Source organism: Leifsonia soli (assembly GCF_013408745.1).
GTDB classification, from domain to species: Bacteria; Actinomycetota; Actinomycetes; order Actinomycetales; family Microbacteriaceae; genus Leifsonia; species Leifsonia soli.
The window spans coordinates 3,315,667-3,334,088 of record NZ_JACCBJ010000001.1 but is presented as its reverse complement, the minus strand read 5'-3'; the positions used below and the strand labels follow the sequence as shown (position 1 = coordinate 3,334,088).

General features: G+C 70.8%; 18 protein-coding genes. 14 read left to right on the top strand and 4 right to left on the bottom strand.

What is annotated here, in order from left to right:
- Positions 1 to 12 precede the first annotated feature (12 nt).
- The 3 genes from BJ963_RS16205 to BJ963_RS16195 all read left to right on the top strand — a co-directional run bounded on the left by BJ963_RS16205 (position 13) and on the right by BJ963_RS16195 (position 3,583).
- Positions 13 to 480: a MarR family winged helix-turn-helix transcriptional regulator gene (locus tag BJ963_RS16205; RefSeq protein ID WP_179457534.1), complete on the top strand. Its 468-nt coding sequence runs from the start codon at positions 13 to 15 to the stop codon at positions 478 to 480.
- Between the two features lie 130 nt (positions 481 to 610).
- Entirely contained in the window at positions 611 to 2,899 is a 2,289-nt protein-coding gene (locus BJ963_RS16200; RefSeq protein ID WP_179457533.1) for a transglycosylase domain-containing protein, read from the top strand.
- A 99-nt stretch (positions 2,900 to 2,998) separates the two neighbouring features.
- A complete protein-coding gene (locus tag BJ963_RS16195) occupies positions 2,999 to 3,583 on the top strand; it encodes a TetR/AcrR family transcriptional regulator (protein ID WP_179457532.1) in 585 nt (194 codons plus the stop codon).
- A gap of 22 nt (positions 3,584 to 3,605) precedes the next feature.
- On the opposite strand, the gene BJ963_RS16190 is transcribed toward BJ963_RS16195, so the two are convergent.
- From BJ963_RS16190 to BJ963_RS16175, 4 genes are read right to left on the bottom strand one after another with little or no spacing between them, the layout of a single operon-like run.
- On the bottom strand, positions 3,606 to 4,076 hold the full coding sequence (locus BJ963_RS16190) for an SRPBCC family protein (RefSeq protein ID WP_246298086.1): 471 nt from the start codon (positions 4,074 to 4,076) through the stop codon (positions 3,606 to 3,608).
- A gap of 47 nt (positions 4,077 to 4,123) precedes the next feature.
- Positions 4,124 to 5,848 carry an alpha,alpha-phosphotrehalase gene (locus tag BJ963_RS16185; protein ID WP_179457531.1) on the bottom strand — a complete coding sequence of 575 codons (1,725 nt, stop codon included), beginning with the start codon at positions 5,846 to 5,848 and terminating at the stop codon, positions 4,124 to 4,126.
- Between the two features lie 9 nt (positions 5,849 to 5,857).
- Positions 5,858 to 6,766, bottom strand: a complete 909-nt coding sequence (locus tag BJ963_RS16180; RefSeq protein WP_179457530.1) for a Gfo/Idh/MocA family protein — start codon at positions 6,764 to 6,766, stop codon at positions 5,858 to 5,860.
- Positions 6,763 to 7,950 carry an ROK family transcriptional regulator gene (locus BJ963_RS16175; protein ID WP_179457529.1) on the bottom strand — a complete coding sequence of 396 codons (1,188 nt, stop codon included), beginning with the start codon at positions 7,948 to 7,950 and terminating at the stop codon, positions 6,763 to 6,765. The genes BJ963_RS16180 and BJ963_RS16175 overlap by 4 nt, the downstream gene beginning before the upstream one ends.
- Positions 7,951 to 8,115: 165 nt before the next feature.
- Here BJ963_RS16175 and BJ963_RS16170 point away from each other — a divergent pair, with 165 nt between their 5' ends.
- From BJ963_RS16170 to BJ963_RS16120, 11 genes are all read left to right on the top strand, one after another.
- Complete coding sequence (locus BJ963_RS16170; RefSeq protein WP_089915267.1) at positions 8,116 to 8,868, top strand: amino acid ABC transporter ATP-binding protein; 753 nt, start codon at positions 8,116 to 8,118, stop codon at positions 8,866 to 8,868.
- A 73-nt stretch (positions 8,869 to 8,941) separates the two neighbouring features.
- A complete protein-coding gene (locus BJ963_RS16165) occupies positions 8,942 to 9,880 on the top strand; it encodes a glutamate ABC transporter substrate-binding protein (RefSeq protein WP_089915271.1) in 939 nt (312 codons plus the stop codon).
- 97 nt (positions 9,881 to 9,977) lie between these two features.
- On the top strand, positions 9,978 to 10,622 hold the full coding sequence (locus BJ963_RS16160) for an amino acid ABC transporter permease (RefSeq protein ID WP_089915274.1): 645 nt from the start codon (positions 9,978 to 9,980) through the stop codon (positions 10,620 to 10,622).
- Positions 10,619 to 11,572: an amino acid ABC transporter permease gene (locus tag BJ963_RS16155; RefSeq protein ID WP_179457528.1), complete on the top strand. Its 954-nt coding sequence runs from the start codon at positions 10,619 to 10,621 to the stop codon at positions 11,570 to 11,572. Before BJ963_RS16160 ends, BJ963_RS16155 begins: the two co-directional genes overlap by 4 nt.
- Positions 11,565 to 12,575: an asparaginase gene (locus BJ963_RS16150; RefSeq protein WP_179457527.1), complete on the top strand. Its 1,011-nt coding sequence runs from the start codon at positions 11,565 to 11,567 to the stop codon at positions 12,573 to 12,575. Before BJ963_RS16155 ends, BJ963_RS16150 begins: the two co-directional genes overlap by 8 nt.
- The gene (locus BJ963_RS16145) at positions 12,572 to 13,327 is read left to right on the top strand and encodes a copper homeostasis protein CutC (RefSeq protein WP_179457526.1); all 756 of its coding nucleotides are present in this window, start codon (positions 12,572 to 12,574) and stop codon (positions 13,325 to 13,327) included. The genes BJ963_RS16150 and BJ963_RS16145 overlap by 4 nt, the downstream gene beginning before the upstream one ends.
- A complete protein-coding gene (locus tag BJ963_RS16140; protein WP_179457525.1) occupies positions 13,324 to 14,229 on the top strand; it encodes an ROK family protein in 906 nt (301 codons plus the stop codon). The genes BJ963_RS16145 and BJ963_RS16140 overlap by 4 nt, the downstream gene beginning before the upstream one ends.
- Positions 14,230 to 14,335: 106 nt before the next feature.
- Complete coding sequence (locus BJ963_RS16135; protein ID WP_246298085.1) at positions 14,336 to 14,809, top strand: MarR family winged helix-turn-helix transcriptional regulator; 474 nt, start codon at positions 14,336 to 14,338, stop codon at positions 14,807 to 14,809.
- Complete coding sequence (locus BJ963_RS16130) at positions 14,809 to 15,231, top strand: organic hydroperoxide resistance protein (RefSeq protein WP_089915291.1); 423 nt, start codon at positions 14,809 to 14,811, stop codon at positions 15,229 to 15,231. Before BJ963_RS16135 ends, BJ963_RS16130 begins: the two co-directional genes overlap by 1 nt.
- An 18-nt stretch (positions 15,232 to 15,249) precedes the next feature.
- On the top strand, positions 15,250 to 16,227 hold the full coding sequence (locus BJ963_RS16125; protein WP_179458184.1) for a zinc-binding dehydrogenase: 978 nt from the start codon (positions 15,250 to 15,252) through the stop codon (positions 16,225 to 16,227).
- A 50-nt stretch (positions 16,228 to 16,277) separates the two neighbouring features.
- The gene (locus BJ963_RS16120; protein ID WP_179457524.1) at positions 16,278 to 18,416 is read left to right on the top strand and encodes a S9 family peptidase; all 2,139 of its coding nucleotides are present in this window, start codon (positions 16,278 to 16,280) and stop codon (positions 18,414 to 18,416) included.
- The last annotated feature ends 6 nt before the right edge of the window (positions 18,417 to 18,422 follow it).

Sequence of the window (18,422 nt, the reverse complement as noted above, 5' to 3'; positions counted from 1 at the left end):
GGAGGACGGGTCATGGCCGAGAGCGCGACGGCGGCGGAGCCCACGAAGCGCACCCGCATCAGCGCCGTGTCCGCCTGGGAGTCACTGTTCCGGGCGCAGGTCGCGGTGATGCGCACGCTCGCCGCCGAGTTCCCCACCCGCGACATCTCGTTCAACGAGTACGACGTGCTGTTCAACCTGTCGCGGCAGCCGAACCGCGAGCTGCGTCTCCGCGATCTGAACAAGCACGTGCTGCTCACCCAGCCGAGCGTGAGCCGGCTCGTGGACCGCCTGGTGGCGCGGGGGCTGGTGGCGAAGTGCCCGGAGCCGTCGGATGCGCGCGGCACCGTGATCCGACTGACCGACACCGGATACGACATGTTCCGCCGGGTCGCCGTCGATCATATGAAGACCATCACAGATCGCGTCGGCGGCCGGCTGACCCCCGAAGAGCTCGAGACCCTCGTCATCCTCTGCGACAAACTGCGCGACGCGTCCTGACCGATCCGTCCACAGGCGCAGCGGTCTTCGCTTCTTCCCCCAACCTGAGCGCCGACGCCCGGGGCCGGTCGGATGCGACGCGTATCATTGCCGCCACGGACGACTGGTTGTTCCACGAGGGAGAAGACGGATGAGATGGGGATGGGCGCCCGCCCTGGTCGGCTTCGTCGCGCTGAGCGGACTCGCCGGTGTGCTCGCGGCGGCGGCGGTGACGCCGGCCGTCGCGCTGACGGGGAGCGCGGCGGACTCGACCATCAGCGTCTTCGACGGCCTCCCCGAGTACATCAAGGTCGAACCGCTCGCGCAGGCGTCCACCATGTACGCCCTCAGCAACGGCCAGCAGGTGCCGATCGCCAGCTTCTACTCGCAGAACCGTGTCGAGGTCGGCTGGGACGGCATCTCGCAGAACCTCAAGGATGCGGCGATCGCGACGGAGGACCCGCGGTTCTACGAGCACGGCGGGGTGGATGTCACCGGCACGATCCGCGGCGCGATGCTGACCGCGCTGCACAAGTCGGTGCAGGGCGGCTCGTCGATCACCCAGCAGTACGTGAAGAACATCCTCGTGCAGCGGTGTGAGAACAAGCAGCCCGACCCCACCGCGACCGAGGCCGTCCAGAAGAAGCAGCTGACGGTCTACGAGGCCTGCTACGACGACGCGACGAAGGTCGACCCGTCCCGCAAGCTGAAGGAGATGCGGTACGCGATCGGGCTCGAGAAGGAGTACTCGAAGAACGACATCCTCCAGAGCTACCTGAACATCGCGCTGTTCGGCGGCCGCGTCTACGGCGTCCAGTCCGCCGCCGAGTACTACTTCGGGGTGGCCGCGAAGGATGTCAACGTCCAGCAGGCGGCGACGCTGATCGCCATCCTGAACAACCCGGACAACCTTCGGATCGACCGGCCGGACGACAAGGAGAACGGCGCGGCCAACGGGTACAAGGAGACCCTCGACCGGCGCAACTACGTGCTCGACCGGATGCTCGCCAACGGGAAGATCACCAAGGAGGAGCACGACGCGGCCCGGGCCACCAAGGTCGAGCCGAAGATCACCCCGACGCAGAACGGCTGCATGACGGCGCAGCAGTACAACGCCGCGTTCTTCTGCGACTACGTCGAGCACGTGATCAAGCAGGACACGATCTTCGGCAAGACCGACGATGATCGCACCAACTACCTGACCCGCGGCGGCCTCAAGATCTACACGACGCTCAACCTGGACCTTCAGAACCAGGCGCAGCAGGCGGTCAGCGCGTATATCCCGCCCACCAGCCCGCGGCTCGACCTCGGGTCCTCGAACGTTTCCGTCGAGGTCGGAACGGGCCGCGTTGTGACGATGGTGCAGAACCGGCCATACGACAACACTGCGGCGCCCGCCCCGGGGACCACGGCGGTCAACTACAACACCGACTACGATTACGGCGCATCAGAGGGCTTCCAGACAGGGTCCGCCTACAAGGTGTTCGACCTGCTCGAGTGGCTGCAGGAGGGCCACTCGCTCTACCAGACGGTCAGTGGGACACAGCACGTCTTCCCGCAGACCCAGTTCCACGCGAGCGACCCGTGCAACGACATCGGCGGGGCACCCTGGAACGTGTCGAACGACGAAGGCGAGTCCGTCACCTCCACCACCGTGATGAACGCGACCGCACAGTCGATCAACACGATCTTCGCCAAGATGGCGACCCAGCTCGACCTCTGCGGGATCAAGCAGCGCGCCAAGGACCTCCTGGTGCACGGAGCGGACGAGGCTCAGAACCCGTTCATGTCGAACCCGTCCTCTGTGCTCGGCACCAACTACATCGCCCCGCTGACGATGGCGACCGCCTACGCAGGCCTCGCCAACAACGGCGTCGCCTGCAGCCCGATCGCGATCGACAAGATCGTTGACGCGGACGGCGCAGAGCACGCGGTCCCGAAGTCTACCTGCTCGCCTACCCCGATCGATCCCCAGGTCGCGGCGGCGGCGATCTACGCCCTCCAGGGTGTGCTGCGCGGCGGAGGCACCGCCTCCGCCGCCAATCCCGGCGACGGAATCCCGATCTTCGGCAAGACCGGCACGACCGACAATTCGCTCGAGAACTGGCTGGTCACGTCCACCACGAAGGTCGCCCAGGCGACGTGGGTGGGCAACGTGCAGGGCCAGGTGGCCCTGCGGAGCCAGACATTCCAGGGCATCGGCGGCGGCAACGTCAAGTTCTCGATCGTCAAGCGCATCCAGACGGCACTGAACGCAGCCTACGGGGGCGGGGCCTTCCCGTCGCCGAGCGGCAAGTTCACGACGGCTCCTGTCGCACCCAAGCCGCCGACGGCTCCGGGAGGGCCGACGGCACCCGCTCCGGGAGCCGGCGGGAACCCCGGGAACGGCGGCGGGAACGGCGGCGGGAACGGAGGTCCGGGCAAACCCGGCAAGCCCTGATCGAGCCGCGGGTCAGCCCCGCCTTCGCACGCCGGATGTCGGCAGCAGAGCCCGCTGCTGTCTAGCCATCCTGCCCGATATTCGGACTAGTGTTATCGCGTGGGACGCACATCAGATCCGAACCGCAAACCGGAACTGCTCGGCCGCATCATGGAGCACGTGGCGACGGAGCCGCTCTCCCGCATGACCTTCCGCAGCCTGGCCAGCGCCCTCGGCGTGAGCACCTACTCGTTCGTCTATCGCTTCGGCTCCCGGCAGGAGATGATCGACGCCATCCTCGAAGAGGGCGTCCGTCAGCAGACCGAGTCGCTGGTCGGCGTCGACGTCACGGCGTTCGACCGCGACCAGTTCCGCGACTGGTACAAGGAGGCCTTCCGTCACTCCCTGCGCGAGAACAACCGCACCGGTCTGCGGCTGCAGTTCGAGGCGGGAGCCCTCGAGCCGATCGACCCCGACATCGGCAAGCGCGTGACCACGTCCTTCACGCAGTGGCGCGACACCGTGAAGGCCTGGCTCAAGAAGCAGGGCATCGAGACCCGCCGCGCCGGCGTCCTCGCCACCTGGCTGGTCGACTCGGCGGCCGGGCTGCACTTCGGCTACCTGATGACCGGTGACCGCACCGGGACGGTGCAGGCCTTCGACCTCTTCCTCGACGCCTTCCTCCGCGAGGCGTTCGACGCCTGAGCCCGCGGCCGAGGACCGGGCGCTAGCGCGACGCGCGCTCCGCCACCGTCTTCACGCCCTCGAGCATCTGCGCCCAGTTCGCCTGCGCATGCTCGGCCGCCTCCCGCGTCGGGTTGTTGTCCTGGTCCAGCGTCACGCGCGTCCCGCCGGGGATCTCATCCAGCTCGAACCGAAGGGTGTGGTAGTTCTCCGGCACATCCGGCAGGCCGCTCAACGGGCTGAAATGCGTCAGCACCACCCGCCACGGCTCCTCGCGGTCCTCCAGCTCGATCACGCGCCCGTGATCCTCGAACGCCTTCCCCTGCCACTCACCACGCCAGACGATCGTCGACCCCAGACGCCAGTCGGAGACCACCTCGGCACCGAACAGGATCTCCGGTCGTGCGCCGTTCGTCGTCAGCACCTTCCACACCGCACGCCGCGGTGCGGCCACGTCGATCTCCGCACGCGCCACATAGTTGCCCATCGTCGCCTCCCGGGTCGTGCCGCCCATCCCACACCCCGGCACGCCGCCTGCGCAAGCACGAGCTGTCGCACCCGTCACCCGCGGGAGTAGACGACCGCCTCCCAGGGCCGGAGCGATCCGCGCAACGCCTCCGTGGCGGGGCCCAGGTTCGCGAGCTCCGGTTCGATTCCGGCGCCCCCGCCTCCCGCGACGGCCCAGCCGGGCAGCTGCCCGGCGTCGAACGCCGCCGGCTCGCCGCTGAGGTTCGCCAGCACCAGCAGCGACCGGTCGCCGAGCCCGCGCGTGTAGGCGAAGACCTGGGGATGCTCCGGCAGCACGAGCGCGTAGTCGCCGGTCGCGACGACCTCCGACCGATGGCGCAGGTCGATCAGGGCGCGGTAGTGCGCGAACACCGAATCCGGATCGCGCACCTCGGCCTCCGCGTTGATCTCGGTCGCGTTGGGGTTGACCGCGATCCACGGTGTGCCCGCCGTGAAACCCGCGTGCGGTCCGGAGGTCCACTGCATCGGCGTGCGGGCGTTGTCGCGGCTGGTCCGGCGCAGCGCCGCGAGCACTTCGTCGGCGGACGCTCCGAGGATGTCGACCGCCTCGGCGTAATGGTTCAGCGACTCGATGTCGCGGAAGCCGTCGATCGAGGCGAACGGCACGTTCGTCATCCCGAGCTCCTCGCCCTGGTAGACGTACGGGGTGCCGCGCATCAGGTGCAGCACGGTGCCGAGCGCCTTGGCCGACGGGATGCGGTTCTCGCCGTCGTCGCCGAAGCGGCTGACCACGCGGGGCTGGTCGTGGTTGTTCCAGTACAGGCTGTTCCAGCCGAGGTCGGCCAGCCCCTCCTGCCACAGCGAGAGGTTGCGCTTGAGGTCGAGCACCGTGAGGGGACGGTGGTCCCACTTGCCGCCCGGTCCGTGATCCAGGTCGACGTGCTCGAACTGGAACACCATGTCGAGTTCGCCGTTGCGGGGGTCCGTGAAGCGGCGTGCCTGCTCGATGTCGACGCCGGGCATCTCGCCGACCGTCAGGTAGCGGTCCTCGCGGCCGGCGAACACCCGCTCGTGCATCTCGTGCAGGAACTCGTGGATGCGCGGCCCCTGGGCGAAGTACGGGTACGCGTCGCCGTACAGCGCGCCCTCGGGGACGACGCCGTCGGGCAGCGAGGTGACCTTCGAGATGAAGTTGATGACGTCCATCCGGAACCCGTCGACCCCGCGGTCGAGCCACCAGTTCATCATCTCGTACACCGCGTCACGGACCTCCGGGTTCTCCCAGTTGAGGTCCGGCTGCTTCCGCGAGAACAGGTGGAGATAGTATTCGCCGGTCTGCGGATCGAGCTGCCAGGCCGGCCCGGAGAAGAAGGAGCCCCAGTTGTTCGGCTCCGCGCCCTGCTCGCCCGGCCGAGCGCCGTCGCGCGCAGGACGCCACCAGTACCAGTCCCGCTTGGGGTTGTCGGTGGAGGACGCGGACTCCACGAACCACGGGTGCTCGTCCGACGTGTGATTGACGACGAGGTCCATGACCAGCTTCATGCCGCGGTCGTGCAGGCCGGCGAGCAGCTCGTCGAAGTCGTCGAAGGTGCCGAACAGCGGGTCGATCGCGCGGTAGTCGCTGATGTCGTAGCCGTTGTCGTCGTGCGGGGACGCGTAGATCGGCGACAGCCAGACCACGTCGACCCCGAGCTCGTGCAGATAGTCGAGGTGCTCGATCACCCCGCGCAGGTCACCGATCCCGTCGCCGTCGCTGTCCGCGAAGCTGCGCGGATAGACCTGATAGACGACCGCCGACTGCCACCACTTGTCGCTCACGCGCCCACCCTACCCGGGCAGCGGGATGCGTCGGCCCGTGACCGCGGACTCGCGGGCGGCCAGGGCCACGCGGAGCGCTTCGACCGCCGAGGAGACGGGCGCCCGGGTGGTCGGCGCGCCCGCGGTCACGCAGTCGAGGAAGTAGCGGGTCTGCGCGGCGAATGCGTCGCCGGCGTCCGGCTCCGCCGCATCCACCCCCGCGTCGCCGACCACCTCGAACGCCGTGCGGAAGGGCTGGCCCTCGGGGAGGTCGGACGCGCTGAGCACCTGCGCGACCCCTCCGCCCTCGTACTCGATCGTCGTCGCGGCGGGGACGCCGAAGCCCGTGCCGGCAAGAGCGACGCTGGTCACGGCGACGGCACGCCCCAGGTATGCGGCTGCCTGATCGAAATCGTGGATGGCGAAGTCGACGAGCATCCCGCCGGACCGGGAATCGTCCTCCAGCCAGTCGTACCCGACCGGGGCCGACGAGATCCGCGACGCGCGCACCACCCGCGGACGGCCGACGGACCCGGCCGCGACGCGCTCCGCGAGCGCCGCGTAGCCGGGGAAGAACCGCACGACGTGCGCCACCATGACCGTCCCGGTGGATCGCGCGGCGGCCGCCTCCACACGCTCGGCGTCTTCGAGGGTCAGCGCGATGGGCTTCTCCAGCAGCACGTGACGCCCTGCGTCCAGTGCCCGGATCGCCAGGTCGGCGTGCGACGGGGTCGGGGTGCAGACCGAGACGATGGTGACGGCGGGGTCGTCGAGCGCCTCGTCCAGCCGGGTGGCCCAGCGGGCGTCCGGCGCATCGGGAAGTTCGGCCCGCCGACGCGGGGAGACCGCCCACCGCACCGGGACGCCGTTGGCCGCCCATGCCGCCGCGTGCGCCCGGCCCATCCGGCCGGTGCCGACGACGGCGACGGCCTCGGTCATCGCACGACGAGGTCGACGCGCGCCGGGTCGAACACGGAGTCCAGGATCAGGCGCCCCGCGCCCCGGATGCCCGCCTGCTCTTTGGCCGCGCTCACCGCCATGTCGAGCTGGTCCGTGATCATCGGGAGGCAGTCGGAGTAGATCGCGGAGCGGACCCCGGCGACGAACGCCTCGGCCTCGCCGAGGATGCCGCCGAGCACCAGGCGCTGCGGGTTGAAGAAGTTCATGATGGTCGCGAGCACGCCGCCGGTGCGGAGACCCGCCTCGCGCAGCTCCTGGGTCGCCCGCGGATGCGCGTCGCGGGCCAGTGCCAGCACCTCGCGGGTGTCGGAGATCTCGACCCCGGAGGAGCGCAGCGCCTGCACGATCGCGGCGCCGCCGGCCACCGCATCCAGACAGCCGATCCGGCCGCACGAGCAGAGCACCGCCGGAGCGCCGGGCACGGTGACGTGGCTGATGTCGCCCGCCATGCCGTGGTGGCCGTGGTAGATGCCGCCGAAGGCGACGATGCCGCAGCCGATGCTCGACCCCGCCTTGACGAAGACGAGCTCGCCGACGTCGCCGCCCAGGGTGTCGTACTCGCCGAGCGCCATCAGGTTGGCGTCGTTGTCCGCGGCGGCGGGGAGACCGGTGATCGCGGAGAGCTCGGCCGCCACATCCACACCGTTCCAGCCGGGCATGCGCGAGGGCGACACCATGCGGCCGGTGGTGGAGTCGACGGGGCCGGGCAGGCCGATGCCGAACCCGCGCAGGGTCTGGCCGGGAACGGCGTGCGCGTCCGTGAGCTCGGCGCCGACGTCGGCGATCCAGCGGAGGACGGCGGCGGGGCCGATGGAGATGTCCATCTGCTCGGTGCGGGAGGCGAGCACACGTCCGCTCAGGTCGATGAGCCCGAACGTGGCGTGGTGGGAGCCGAGGTCCGCGGCGCAGACGACGCCGGTGGACGCATCCACCTCGAGGGCACGCGGGCGGCGCCCTCCGTGTGAGACGCCGGCGCCCGCCTCGCGGAGGTAGCCGGCGGCGATGAGGGCGTCGACGCGCTGCGACACCGTCGACGGCGACAGGCCGGTGCTGCGCGCGAGGTCGGCGCGCGAGCGGGACCGGCCGGAGCGGACCAGGTCGAGGATGCCGCCCGGCGTTCCCGGGCCGGCCTGGACCGGCGTCCCCTCGATCGTGCTCGTCATCGCGGCATCCCCTCTGCGGCGATGGGCCTGCTGCCCGCCGTCTTGCGTTGAGGATACTGTACCGACTTCGTTCGAAATCGGATTAACTAATTTCGATATTGCGATAAACGGCCGATACTTAGTACGCTCGTCGAAACCTGCCCGACGACGATGCGAGGACCCCCGATGACAGCAACGGACGCACGGCCGATGGTGAGCCTGCGCGCGGTCGACAAGCACTTCGGCGACCTCCACGTGCTGCAGAACATCGACCTCGATGTCGCCGAGCGCGAGGTGGTCGTGGTGATCGGGCCGTCCGGCTCCGGCAAGTCGACGCTGTGCCGTTCGATCAACCGTCTGGAGACCATCGACTCGGGCGAGATCCGCGTCGACGGCGAACTGCTGCCGGAAGAGGGAGCCCCGCTCGCCACGCTCCGCGCCGAGGTCGGGATGGTGTTCCAGTCGTTCAACCTGTTCGCCCACCGGACGATTCTCGACAACGTCACCCTCGCTCCGCTCAAGGTGCGCAAACTCGGCAAGGACGCCGCACGCGCCCAGGCGATGGAGCTGCTCGACCGGGTGGGGATCGCCGACAAGGCGGACAGCCACCCGGCTCAGCTCTCCGGCGGCCAGCAGCAGCGCGCGGCCATCGCCCGCGCTCTCGCCATGCAGCCGAAGGTCATGCTCTTCGACGAGCCGACCAGCGCCCTCGACCCCGAGATGGTCGGCGAGGTGCTCGACGTGATGACCTCGCTGGCGAAGGAGGGCATGACGATGATCGTCGTCACCCACGAGATGGGCTTCGCCCGCCGCGCCGCCGACCGCGTGGTCTTCATGGACCGCGGCCAGATCGTGGAGCAGGCCCCACCCGCACAGTTCTTCGACTCCCCCGCCACCGAGCGGGCGAAGTCGTTCCTGGCCTCCGTGCTCTCGCACTAGCACCCGCACCGCACGAGGCCGCGCACCACCGTTCCACATCACACCGAAGTCCAATCAGAAAGGGACGCATCCCATGACCCGCAGCATCCGCAGGAAGAGCGCCGTCGCCGGCGTCCTGCTCGCAGCCGTGACGCTGGCCGTCACCGCCTGCTCCGGCAACACGGCAGTGCCCGGCAGCGACGCGAGCTCCACCGCGTCCGGGGACTCCGTCCTCGCCGGCGCCCCCGTCGCCAAGGCCGACCTGATCCTCTCCGGCTCGACCATGGAGAAGATCAAGAAGCGCGGAAAGCTCATCGTCGCCGAGGCGCTCGACGCTCCGCTGCTCTCGCAGCAGGACCCGACCGACCCGCAGAAGGTCAACGGCTTCGACGCCGAGCTGGCGAAGCTGCTCGCGATCTACATCATCGGCAAGCCGAACGTGGAGATCGTGCCGCCCGCCTCCGAGACCCGCGAGGCGATGCTGCAGAACGACACCGTCGACGTCGTCTTCAACACGTACACGATCACCGAGGAGCGCGCCAAGCAGGTCGACTTCGCCGGTCCGTACTTCGAGTCCGGCCTGTCCGTCGCCGTGAAGAGCGACAACAAGGACATCAAGAGCTACAAGGACCTCGACGGCAAGAACGTGATCGTCGGCGCCAACACGCCGGCCGTCACCGAGGTGCCGAAGATCGCCCCGAAGGCGACCGTCACCGCGTTCGGCACCGACCCGGCCGCCGTGCAGGCGCTCATCCAGGGCCGCGGCGACGCGTACGTGCAGGACTACACCCTGCTCGCGAGCGACGCCGCCAGCGAGAAGCAGATCAAGGTCGTCGGCCAGCCCTTCACGAAGGAGCCGTACGGCATCGGGCTGAAGCACGGCGACGACGACTTCAAGAAGTTCGTCAACGAGTGGCTGAAGACCATCCAGAAGGACGGCCAGTGGGGCACGGCGTGGAAGACCACGCTCGGCACCGTGACCGACTCGGACATCCCGACGCCGCCGGAGATCGGGTCGGTCCCCGGCTCCTGATCCGACCGCACCAGACCGGCCGGATGCGCGTGAGAGGCACCCACACAGGCCCGCGCGCATCCGGCCCCCCACCTCCCGACCACTCGACGAGAGAACGATGAACCCCCTGATCGACAACCTCGGGCCGCTGGCCCAGGCACTCGGCACCACGCTGCTGATGGCCGTGGTGGCCGGCGTCGGCTCCATCGTGCTCGGCGTGCTGGTCACGATCGCCCGCGTCAGCCCCATCCCCGTGCTGCGCGCCGCCGCGTTCCTGTACGTGCAGTTCTTCATCAACGTCCCTCTGCTGGCGCTGCTGCTCCTCGCGGTGTTCGCCCTCCCGGACGCCGGCATCCTGCTGCCCCTGACGCCGACCGCGATCATCGTGCTCACCGTCTACGAGGCCGCCTACGTCGCCGAGGCCGTGCGGTCGGGCGTCAACACCGTTCCCGTCGGCCAGGTCGAAGCCTCCCGGGCGCTGGGCCTCACCCTCTGGCAGTCGCTGCGCTTCGTGGTGATCCCCCAGGCGCTGCGGGCCGTCGTGCAGCCGATCGGCAACGTCATGATCGCGCTCGCCATGAACACGGCCCTGGCCGCGGCCGTCGGCGTCGTGGAGCTCACCGCCGAGGTCAACAAGGTGAATCTCGTCGCGGCCCAGCCCATCCTGATCTTCTCCAGCGCCGGACTCCTCTACATGGCCATCGCCCTCGCCATCGGCCTCGCCGCCGGCTGGGTCGAGCGGAAGGTGGCGATCGCCCGATGACCGCACAGCTCATCCCCGACCGGCCGGCTCCCGCCCGCACCCGCCGTCCGAAGCGCCGCCACGATGCCGCCTTCATCTACGACGTGCCCGGCCCGCGCGGCCGCCGGAACATCCTCGTCGGGTCGATCGTCAGCGTCGCGGTCTTCGCCGTCATCGTCGGCCTGGGCCTCTGGCAGTTCGCCGCGCACGGCCAGCTCGCCCCGGAGCGGTGGGCGCCGTTCACCGAGTGGGCCATCTGGCAGTACCTGCTGGTCGGACTGCTCGGGACGCTGGAGGCGGCGGCGATCGTCGCCGTCCTGGGTGCTGCGCTCGGCATCCTGCTGGCCCTCGGCCGGGTCAGCCAGGTGCGCTGGGTGCGCTTCGTGTGCGGCCTCTACATCGAGATCGCCCGCACCGTCCCGGTGCTGCTGGTCATCTACCTCATGCTGTTCGGGCTTCCGCAGATCGGCGTCAACCTCCCGACGCTGTGGAAGCTGGTCGTTCCGCTCACCATCGCGAACGCCGCGGTCTTCGCCGAGATCATCCGCGCCGGCATCCTCAGCCTGCCGCGCGGGCAGCGCGAGGCGGCCCTCAGCCTCGGGATGCGCCCGGTGCAGGCGATGACGTACGTCGTGCTCCCCCAGGCGGTGCGCAATGTCACGCCGTCGCTGGTGACGCAGTTCGTCAGCCTCCTCAAGGACACCTCCCTCGGCTACATCGTCGCCTTCACCGAGCTGCTGTACCGCGGCCAGGTGCTCGCCTCCTATCTGCACCTCCTCATCCCCACCTATGTGGCGGTGACGGTGATCTACCTGATCGTCAACGGCAGCCTCTCGGCGTTCGCGTCGCGGCTGCAGCGCGGATCCCGGCGCCGCTCGTCGCCGCCGCCGGTCCTTCCCACGCTTCCCGCCGTCGTCGCCGTCGAGCACATCGACGACGGCACCGATTCCTCGAAAGCCGACCATGTCTGACGCCCCCACCGTCTCCGTCCGCACCGCCTCCGCCGAGCTGGCCGAGCTCGCCGTCGTCCGGCGTTCCGGGCTCATCGAGAGCCGGCACTTCGGGAGCCTGGTGGCCCTCGACCCGGCCGGCCGGCCCCTCATCGAGCTGGGCGACCCGGATGCCGTCGTGCTGCCCCGGAGCACGGTGAAGCCGCTGCAGGCGCTCGGCTGCCTGACCGCCGGCGCTCCGCTCGCCGGCCCGGAGCTGGCCATCGCCGCGGGCAGCCACACCGGCGAGGACGAGCACGTCCGGCTGGTCCAGGAGCTGCTGGCCCGCGCCGGCGTGGACGACGCGGCGCTCGGCTGCCCGGTCGACCGACCGGAGGACGAGGCGACCTTCGAGCGGATGCTGCGCGACGGCGATGGGCGCTCGCGCGTGCGGATGAACTGCTCCGGCAAGCACGCCGCGATGCTGCTCGCCGCGGCGACGAACGGTTGGCCGACCGACGGCTACCTCGACCCGGAGCACCCGCTCCAGCAGCACATCCGCGTCACGATGGCCGAACTGACCGGTGTGCCGGTGGGGCACGACGCGATCGACGGCTGCGGCGCGCCCCTCTTCGGCACGAGCGTCCGCGGGATCGCGCGCGCGTTCGGCCGCCTGGTGCAGGCCGCGCCGGGCACGCCCGAGCGGGCCGTCGCGGACGCGATGCGGGATCACCCCTACTACGTCGGCGGTTCCGGCCACCAGAACACGACGCTCATGGAGACCGTCCCGGGCGCGCTCGCCAAGGGCGGCGCCGAGGGCGTGATCGGCGTCGCGGCCGCGGACGGAACGGCCGTCGCCATGAAGATCGTGGACGGCAGCCCGCGCGCGACGACGCTCATCGCGCTCCGTGTGCTCGAGGCCCTCGGGACCCCGATCGCGGACGCGCGCGCCCTGACGGACCTCCCCGTCCTCGGCGGCGGCGCGCCGGTCGGCGCGATCGAGCTCGGCGCGGACCTGACGTCCGCGCTGGAGCGCCTCGCGTGACCGTCGTCGAGATCTGCCTCGACGACCTCGCCGGCGTGCGCGTGGCGGAGGAGGCCGGCGCCGACCGGATCGAACTGTGCGCGGCTCTGGGCGAAGGCGGGATCACGCCGTCCATCGGCACCGTCGCCGGGGCGCTCCGCGCGGCGACGCGGATCGGCATCCAGGTGCTCATCCGTCAGCGGCCGTGCGACTTCGTGTACGACGACGACGAGCTGCAGGCGATGGTGGACGACATCCACTCGATCCGTGCGCTGCCGAATCCATCGGGGGTCGTGGTCGGCTTCGTGATCGGAGCGCTGCGCAGCGACGGCCGGGTGAACGTGGATGCGACCAGGCGCCTGGTCGCCGCGTGCGGCGATGCACCGGTGACCTTCCACAAGGCGTTCGACCAGGTCGCCGACCGGCGGGAAGCCCTCCTGCAGCTCGCCGACCTCGGTGTGGCACGGGTGCTGACGTCCGCTGGAGCTGCCACGGCGCTCGACGGCGCGGACGGGCTCGCGGAGCTCGTCGACCTCGCCGGCGACCGCGTGACGATCCTGGCCGGCGGCGGCGTCCGGCCGGCCAACGTGGTGGAGGTCGTGCGGCGGACCGGCGTCGGCGAGGTCCACCTGCGCGCCCCGCACACGGTGGCGACCGCCGGGGCCGGTGCTCCGACGGCGTACGACCCGGGCGAGCGCGATGTCACGTCGGGCGAGGTGGTCCGGGCGGTCGTCGACGCGGTCCGCGAGGCGACCAGCGAGCAGTCCGCATGAGCGGCCTCCCGGTCGTCCTGGCCGTCGACCTGGGCGGGACCGCGATGAAGGGCGCCGTCGTCCGTGAAGACGGCGCGACCATGACCGAGTCGACCCTCGCGACGCCGTCCGACGGCATCCTCGCCGCGCTCGTCGAGCTGCTCGGCGACCTGCGCCGCACGGCCGCGGACGACGGCCACGATGTCGTCGGCGCGGGCGTCGCCACCCCCGGGATGCTCGACGAGCAGCGCGGCCTGGTGTACTACGCGTCCAACCTCGGCTGGCGCGACGTGCCCCTCCTCGACATCCTGCGCTCGGAGCTGCACCTGCCGGTCGCGGTCGGACACGACGTGCGCGCCGCCGGGCTGGCGGAGCGCAGCAGCGGCGCCGCCCGCGGCTTCGGCGACTTCGCCCTCGTCCCGATCGGCACCGGGGTCGCCGCCGCGCTCGTCTCGTCCGGCGGTGCCGTCACCGGTGCGACCGGAGCGGCAGGCGAGTTCGGCCACATCCCGGTCATCCCGGGCGGCGAGCCGTGCACCTGCGGCCAGCGGGGCTGCCTCGAGGTCTACATGTCCGGCGCCGGGGTCGCCCGGCGCTACCGGGCGGCAGGCGGGGAGGCGCTCAGCACCCGCCGCATCGTCGAGCGGCTCGGGGACGACCCGCTCGCCGACCGCGTGTGGTCGGAAGCGTTGGACGTGCTCGCGCAGGGGCTCAACATCCTGACCCTGCTGCTCGACCCCGGGCTGATCGTGCTCGGCGGCGGAGTCTCGCACGCGGGCGACGCGCTGTTCGCGCCGCTGGGCGAGCGGATGTCCGCCGGACTGGCCTGGCGGGAGCGTCCGCCGGTCGTCCGCAGCGCCCTCGGCGGAGACGCCGGCCGCGCGGGCGCTGCACTGCTCGCGTTCGACGCCGCCCGCACCTGACCTGGTTGACGCGACACGCCGTCCGGGGGCGCCGGCCGACGGCGTGTCGTGCCAAGTCGATGTGCATTGAGTTGTGCGCAATTGAATTGCGTGCAATGATTACCGCATGCCGGTGACCGATGAGATGGTGTGCTTCTCGCTCTACGCCGCCACGCGTGCCACAACGCAGGCGTACCGTACGCTCCTCGAGCCGTGGGGGCTCACCTACCCGCAGTACCTCGTCCTCATCACCCTCTGGGTCGAGGGCGAGCAGACGGTCGGGACGCTCGGCGACCACCTGCAGCTCGACTCCGGGACGCTGTCCCCGCTGCTGCGGCGGATGGAGCAGTCCGGCCTCGTCCGGCGTGAGCGCCGCCCCGGCGACGAGCGGGTGGTGACGGTCACGCTCGGCGACCGCGGCCGAGCGCTGCGCTCCGAGCTCGCCCACATCCCCGCCCGGATCGCGGCAGGCACCGGCCTCCCGGACCAGCAGGCGGCCGGCGCCCTCATCGACACCCTCCACCGGCTCACGGAGACCATGCACGCTGCGGCGCAGCCGCCGGTCCCCGCGGACAACAGAACACCCTCCGAAAGGCACTGATGAACGTCCTCTACACCGCAGAAGCCCTGTCGACCGGCGCGGGCCGCGACGGCCGCGTCGCCACCAGCGACGGCACCTTCGCCCTCGACCTCGCCGTTCCGAAGGAGATGGGCGGCTCGGGAGCAGGCACCAACCCCGAGCAGCTGTTCGCCGCCGGCTACGCGGCGTGCTTCCACTCGGCGCTGCAGGCGGTGGCCCGCGGCCAGAAGGTGAAGCTCGACGGCTCGTCGGTCGGAGGCCGCGTCGAGATCGGCCCGAACGGCGAGGGCGGATACCAGCTCGCCGTGCTGCTCGAGGTCGTCCTCCCGGGGATCGAGGCCGAGCAGGCGCAGGCCCTCGCGGACGCGGCGCACCAGGTGTGCCCGTACTCCAACGCCACGCGCGGCAACATCGACGTCACCATCACGGTCTCGGAGGACTGAGCCGTGACCGACACCACGATGCGCGCCCTGGTCCACCACGAGTTCGGCGACCCGGCCGAGGTGCTCGCGGTCGAAGACCGCCCCCTCCCCCAGCCGGGCGCCGGCGAGGTCCGCGTCCGGATGCTGCTCTCGCCCATCCACAACCACGACCTGTGGACGGTGCGCGGCACGTACGGCTTCAAGCCCGAGCTTCCCGCTCAGGCCGGCACCGAGGCGCTCGGCGTCGTGGATGCGGTCGGCGAGGGCGTCGAGCAGCTCACGGTCGGCCAGCGGGTCGTCACCGGCGGCACGTTCGGCGTCTGGGCCGAGTACTTCGTCACCCGCGCGGCCGGGCTCATCCCCGTCCCCGACGGTCTCCCCGACGAGTCCGCCGCCCAGCTGGTGTCGATGCCGTTCAGCGCGATCAGCCTGCTCGAGTCGCTCGGCCTGAGCGAGGGCGACTGGCTCATCCAGAACGCGGCGAACGGCGCCGTCGGCCGGATGGTCGCCCAGCTCGGCACCGCACGCGGGCTCAACGTCGTCGGCCTCGTCCGCCGGTCCGCCGGCGTGGAGGAGCTGCGCGCCCAGGGCATCGAGCGGGTCGTCGCCACCGACGACGCGGACTGGCGCGACCGGCTCGCCGAGATCACCGGAGGCGCCCCGATCACCGCAGGCGTCGACTCCGTCGGCGGTTCGGCGGCGGGAGATGTGCTCTCCACGCTCGCGGAGAACGGCACGCTCGTCGTGTTCGGCGCCATGGCGTCCCCGACGCTCGAGCTGGCCTCCGGCGACATCATCTTCAAGCAGGCAACCGTCAAGGGATTCTGGGGCAGCGTCGTCAGCCGCGAGATGCCGGCCGACCAGCGCGGCCGGCTCTTCCAGGAGCTGTTCGCCCGCCTGCAGGACGGCACACTGACCCTGCCGGTCGCCGGCATCCACGGCCTGGACGACATCGCCGGGGCCGTGGCCGCGAGCGGCGAGGCCGGACGCGTCGGCAAGGTGCTGCTGCGTCCGTGACGTCGGCCGCGACCGGGTCCGGGGTGGGCACCGCCCGATAGCCTGGGCACATGCTCACCCCGCCGGTCACGCCCAAGAAGCCCGTCGAACGCCTCCACCACGGCGACGTCTACGTCGACGACTACGAGTGGCTGCGCGAGAAGGACGATCAGGCCGTCATCGCGCACCTCCACGAGGAGAACGCGTACACCAACGCCCGCACCGAGCACCTCGCGCTGCTGCGCGAGCAGATCTTCGACGAGATCAAGGCGCGCACCCGCGAAACCGATCTGAGCGTTCCCGTCCGCGAGGGCGACTGGTGGTATTACACCCGCACGGTCGAGGGCAAGCAGTACGGCATCCACTGCCGTGCCCCCATCGCGTCGGCCGACGACTGGGTGCCGCCGACACTCGACGAGGCTGCCCAGCGCAACGGCCTTCCGGGCGAGCAGATCCTGCTCGACGACAACGCGGAGGCCGAGGGCCACGACTTCTACGCGCTCGGAAGCTTCGACGTGAGCGCCGACGGGACGCGCCTGCTCTGGGCCGTCGACACCGAGGGCGACGAGCGCTACACGCTCCGCGTCCGCTCCCTCATCGACGACGGCGCGACCTTCCCCGACGAGATCGAGGGAACCGCGGGCGGCGCGCTCTTCGACCAGACCGGCGCGTACATCTTCTACACGACGGTCGACGAGTCCTGGCGCCCCGACACCGTCTGGCGGCACCGGGTCGGCGACGCACCGGACGCCGGTGACACCCAGGTCTTCCACGAGCCGGACGAGCGCTACTGGATCGGCGTCGGCCTCACCCGGAGCAGACGGTTCCTCGTCATCGAGGCCGGGTCGAACATCACCAGCGAGGCCTGGCTGCTGCGCTCGGACGACCCGACCGGCGAGTTCCGCGTCGTCTGGCCGCGGAAGGAGGGCGTCGAGTACGACGTCGAGCACGCCATCGTCGGCGGACACGACCGCCTCCTCGTCGTGCACAACGACGGCGCGATCAACTTCGAGCTCGTCAGCGTCTCGGCGGACGATCCGCAGGGACCCCGCCGGGTTCTCCTCGCACACGATCCGGCCGTGCGCATCGAGGGCGTGGATGCGTTCCGCGACTTCGTCAGCGTCGAGTACCGCCGCGATGGGATGACGCGGGTCGCCGTCGCCTGCGTGCCCGACCCGCAGAGCGGGAAGCCGGCCGACGACACTCCGCACGAGCTGCACTTCGACGAGGAGCTCTTCACCGTCGGCGTCGGCGGCAACCCGGAGTGGACCCAGCCCTTCCTGCGCCTCGGCTACGGTAGCTTCGTCACCCCGTCGACCGTGTACGACTACGACGTGCGCACCGGGGAGCTCGCGCTGCGCAAGCAGCAGCCCGTGCTCGGAACGTTCGACGCCTCGCTCTTCGAGCAGCGCCGGGAGTGGGCGACCGCCCCGGACGGAGCGCGCGTGCCGATCTCGCTCGTGTACCGCCGCGACCTGGTGACGCCCGGCGAGCCGGCTCCGCTGGTGCTGTACGGCTACGGGTCGTACGAGGCCAGCATGGACCCGTCGTTCAGCATCCCGCGCCTCAGCCTGCTCGACCGCGGCGTCGTGTTCGCCATCGCGCACGTGCGCGGGGGCGGCGAGCTGGGACGGCTCTGGTACGAGAACGGCAAGAAGCTGCACAAGAAGAACACCTTCACCGACTTCATCGCGGCCGCCCGCCACCTGGTCGACCGGGGATGGACGGAGCCGTCGCGCCTGGCCGCCCAGGGCGGCAGCGCCGGAGGGCTGCTCATGGGCGCCGTGGCGAACCTGGCGCCGCGCGACTTCGCCGGCATCCTCGCCGAGGTGCCGTTCGTCGATCCGCTGACCAGCATCCTCGACCCGTCCCTCCCGCTCACCGTGATCGAGTGGGACGAGTGGGGCGACCCGCTGCACGACCCCGAGGTCTACGACTACATGAAGTCGTACTCGCCGCTCGAGAACGTGCACGCGACGCACTACCCGCGCATCCTCGCGATCACGAGCCTCAACGACACCCGGGTGCTCTACGTCGAGCCCGCGAAGTGGGTGGCGAAGCTGCGCGAAGTGGATGCGGACCCGCTGCTCAAGATCGAGATGGCGGCCGGTCACGGCGGGGTCTCCGGGCGGTACGCCGCCTGGCGCGAGCGGGCGTTCGCCCTCGCGTGGCTCCTCGACGTCATCGGGGCCCATCCGTCGGGCGAGTGACGGTAC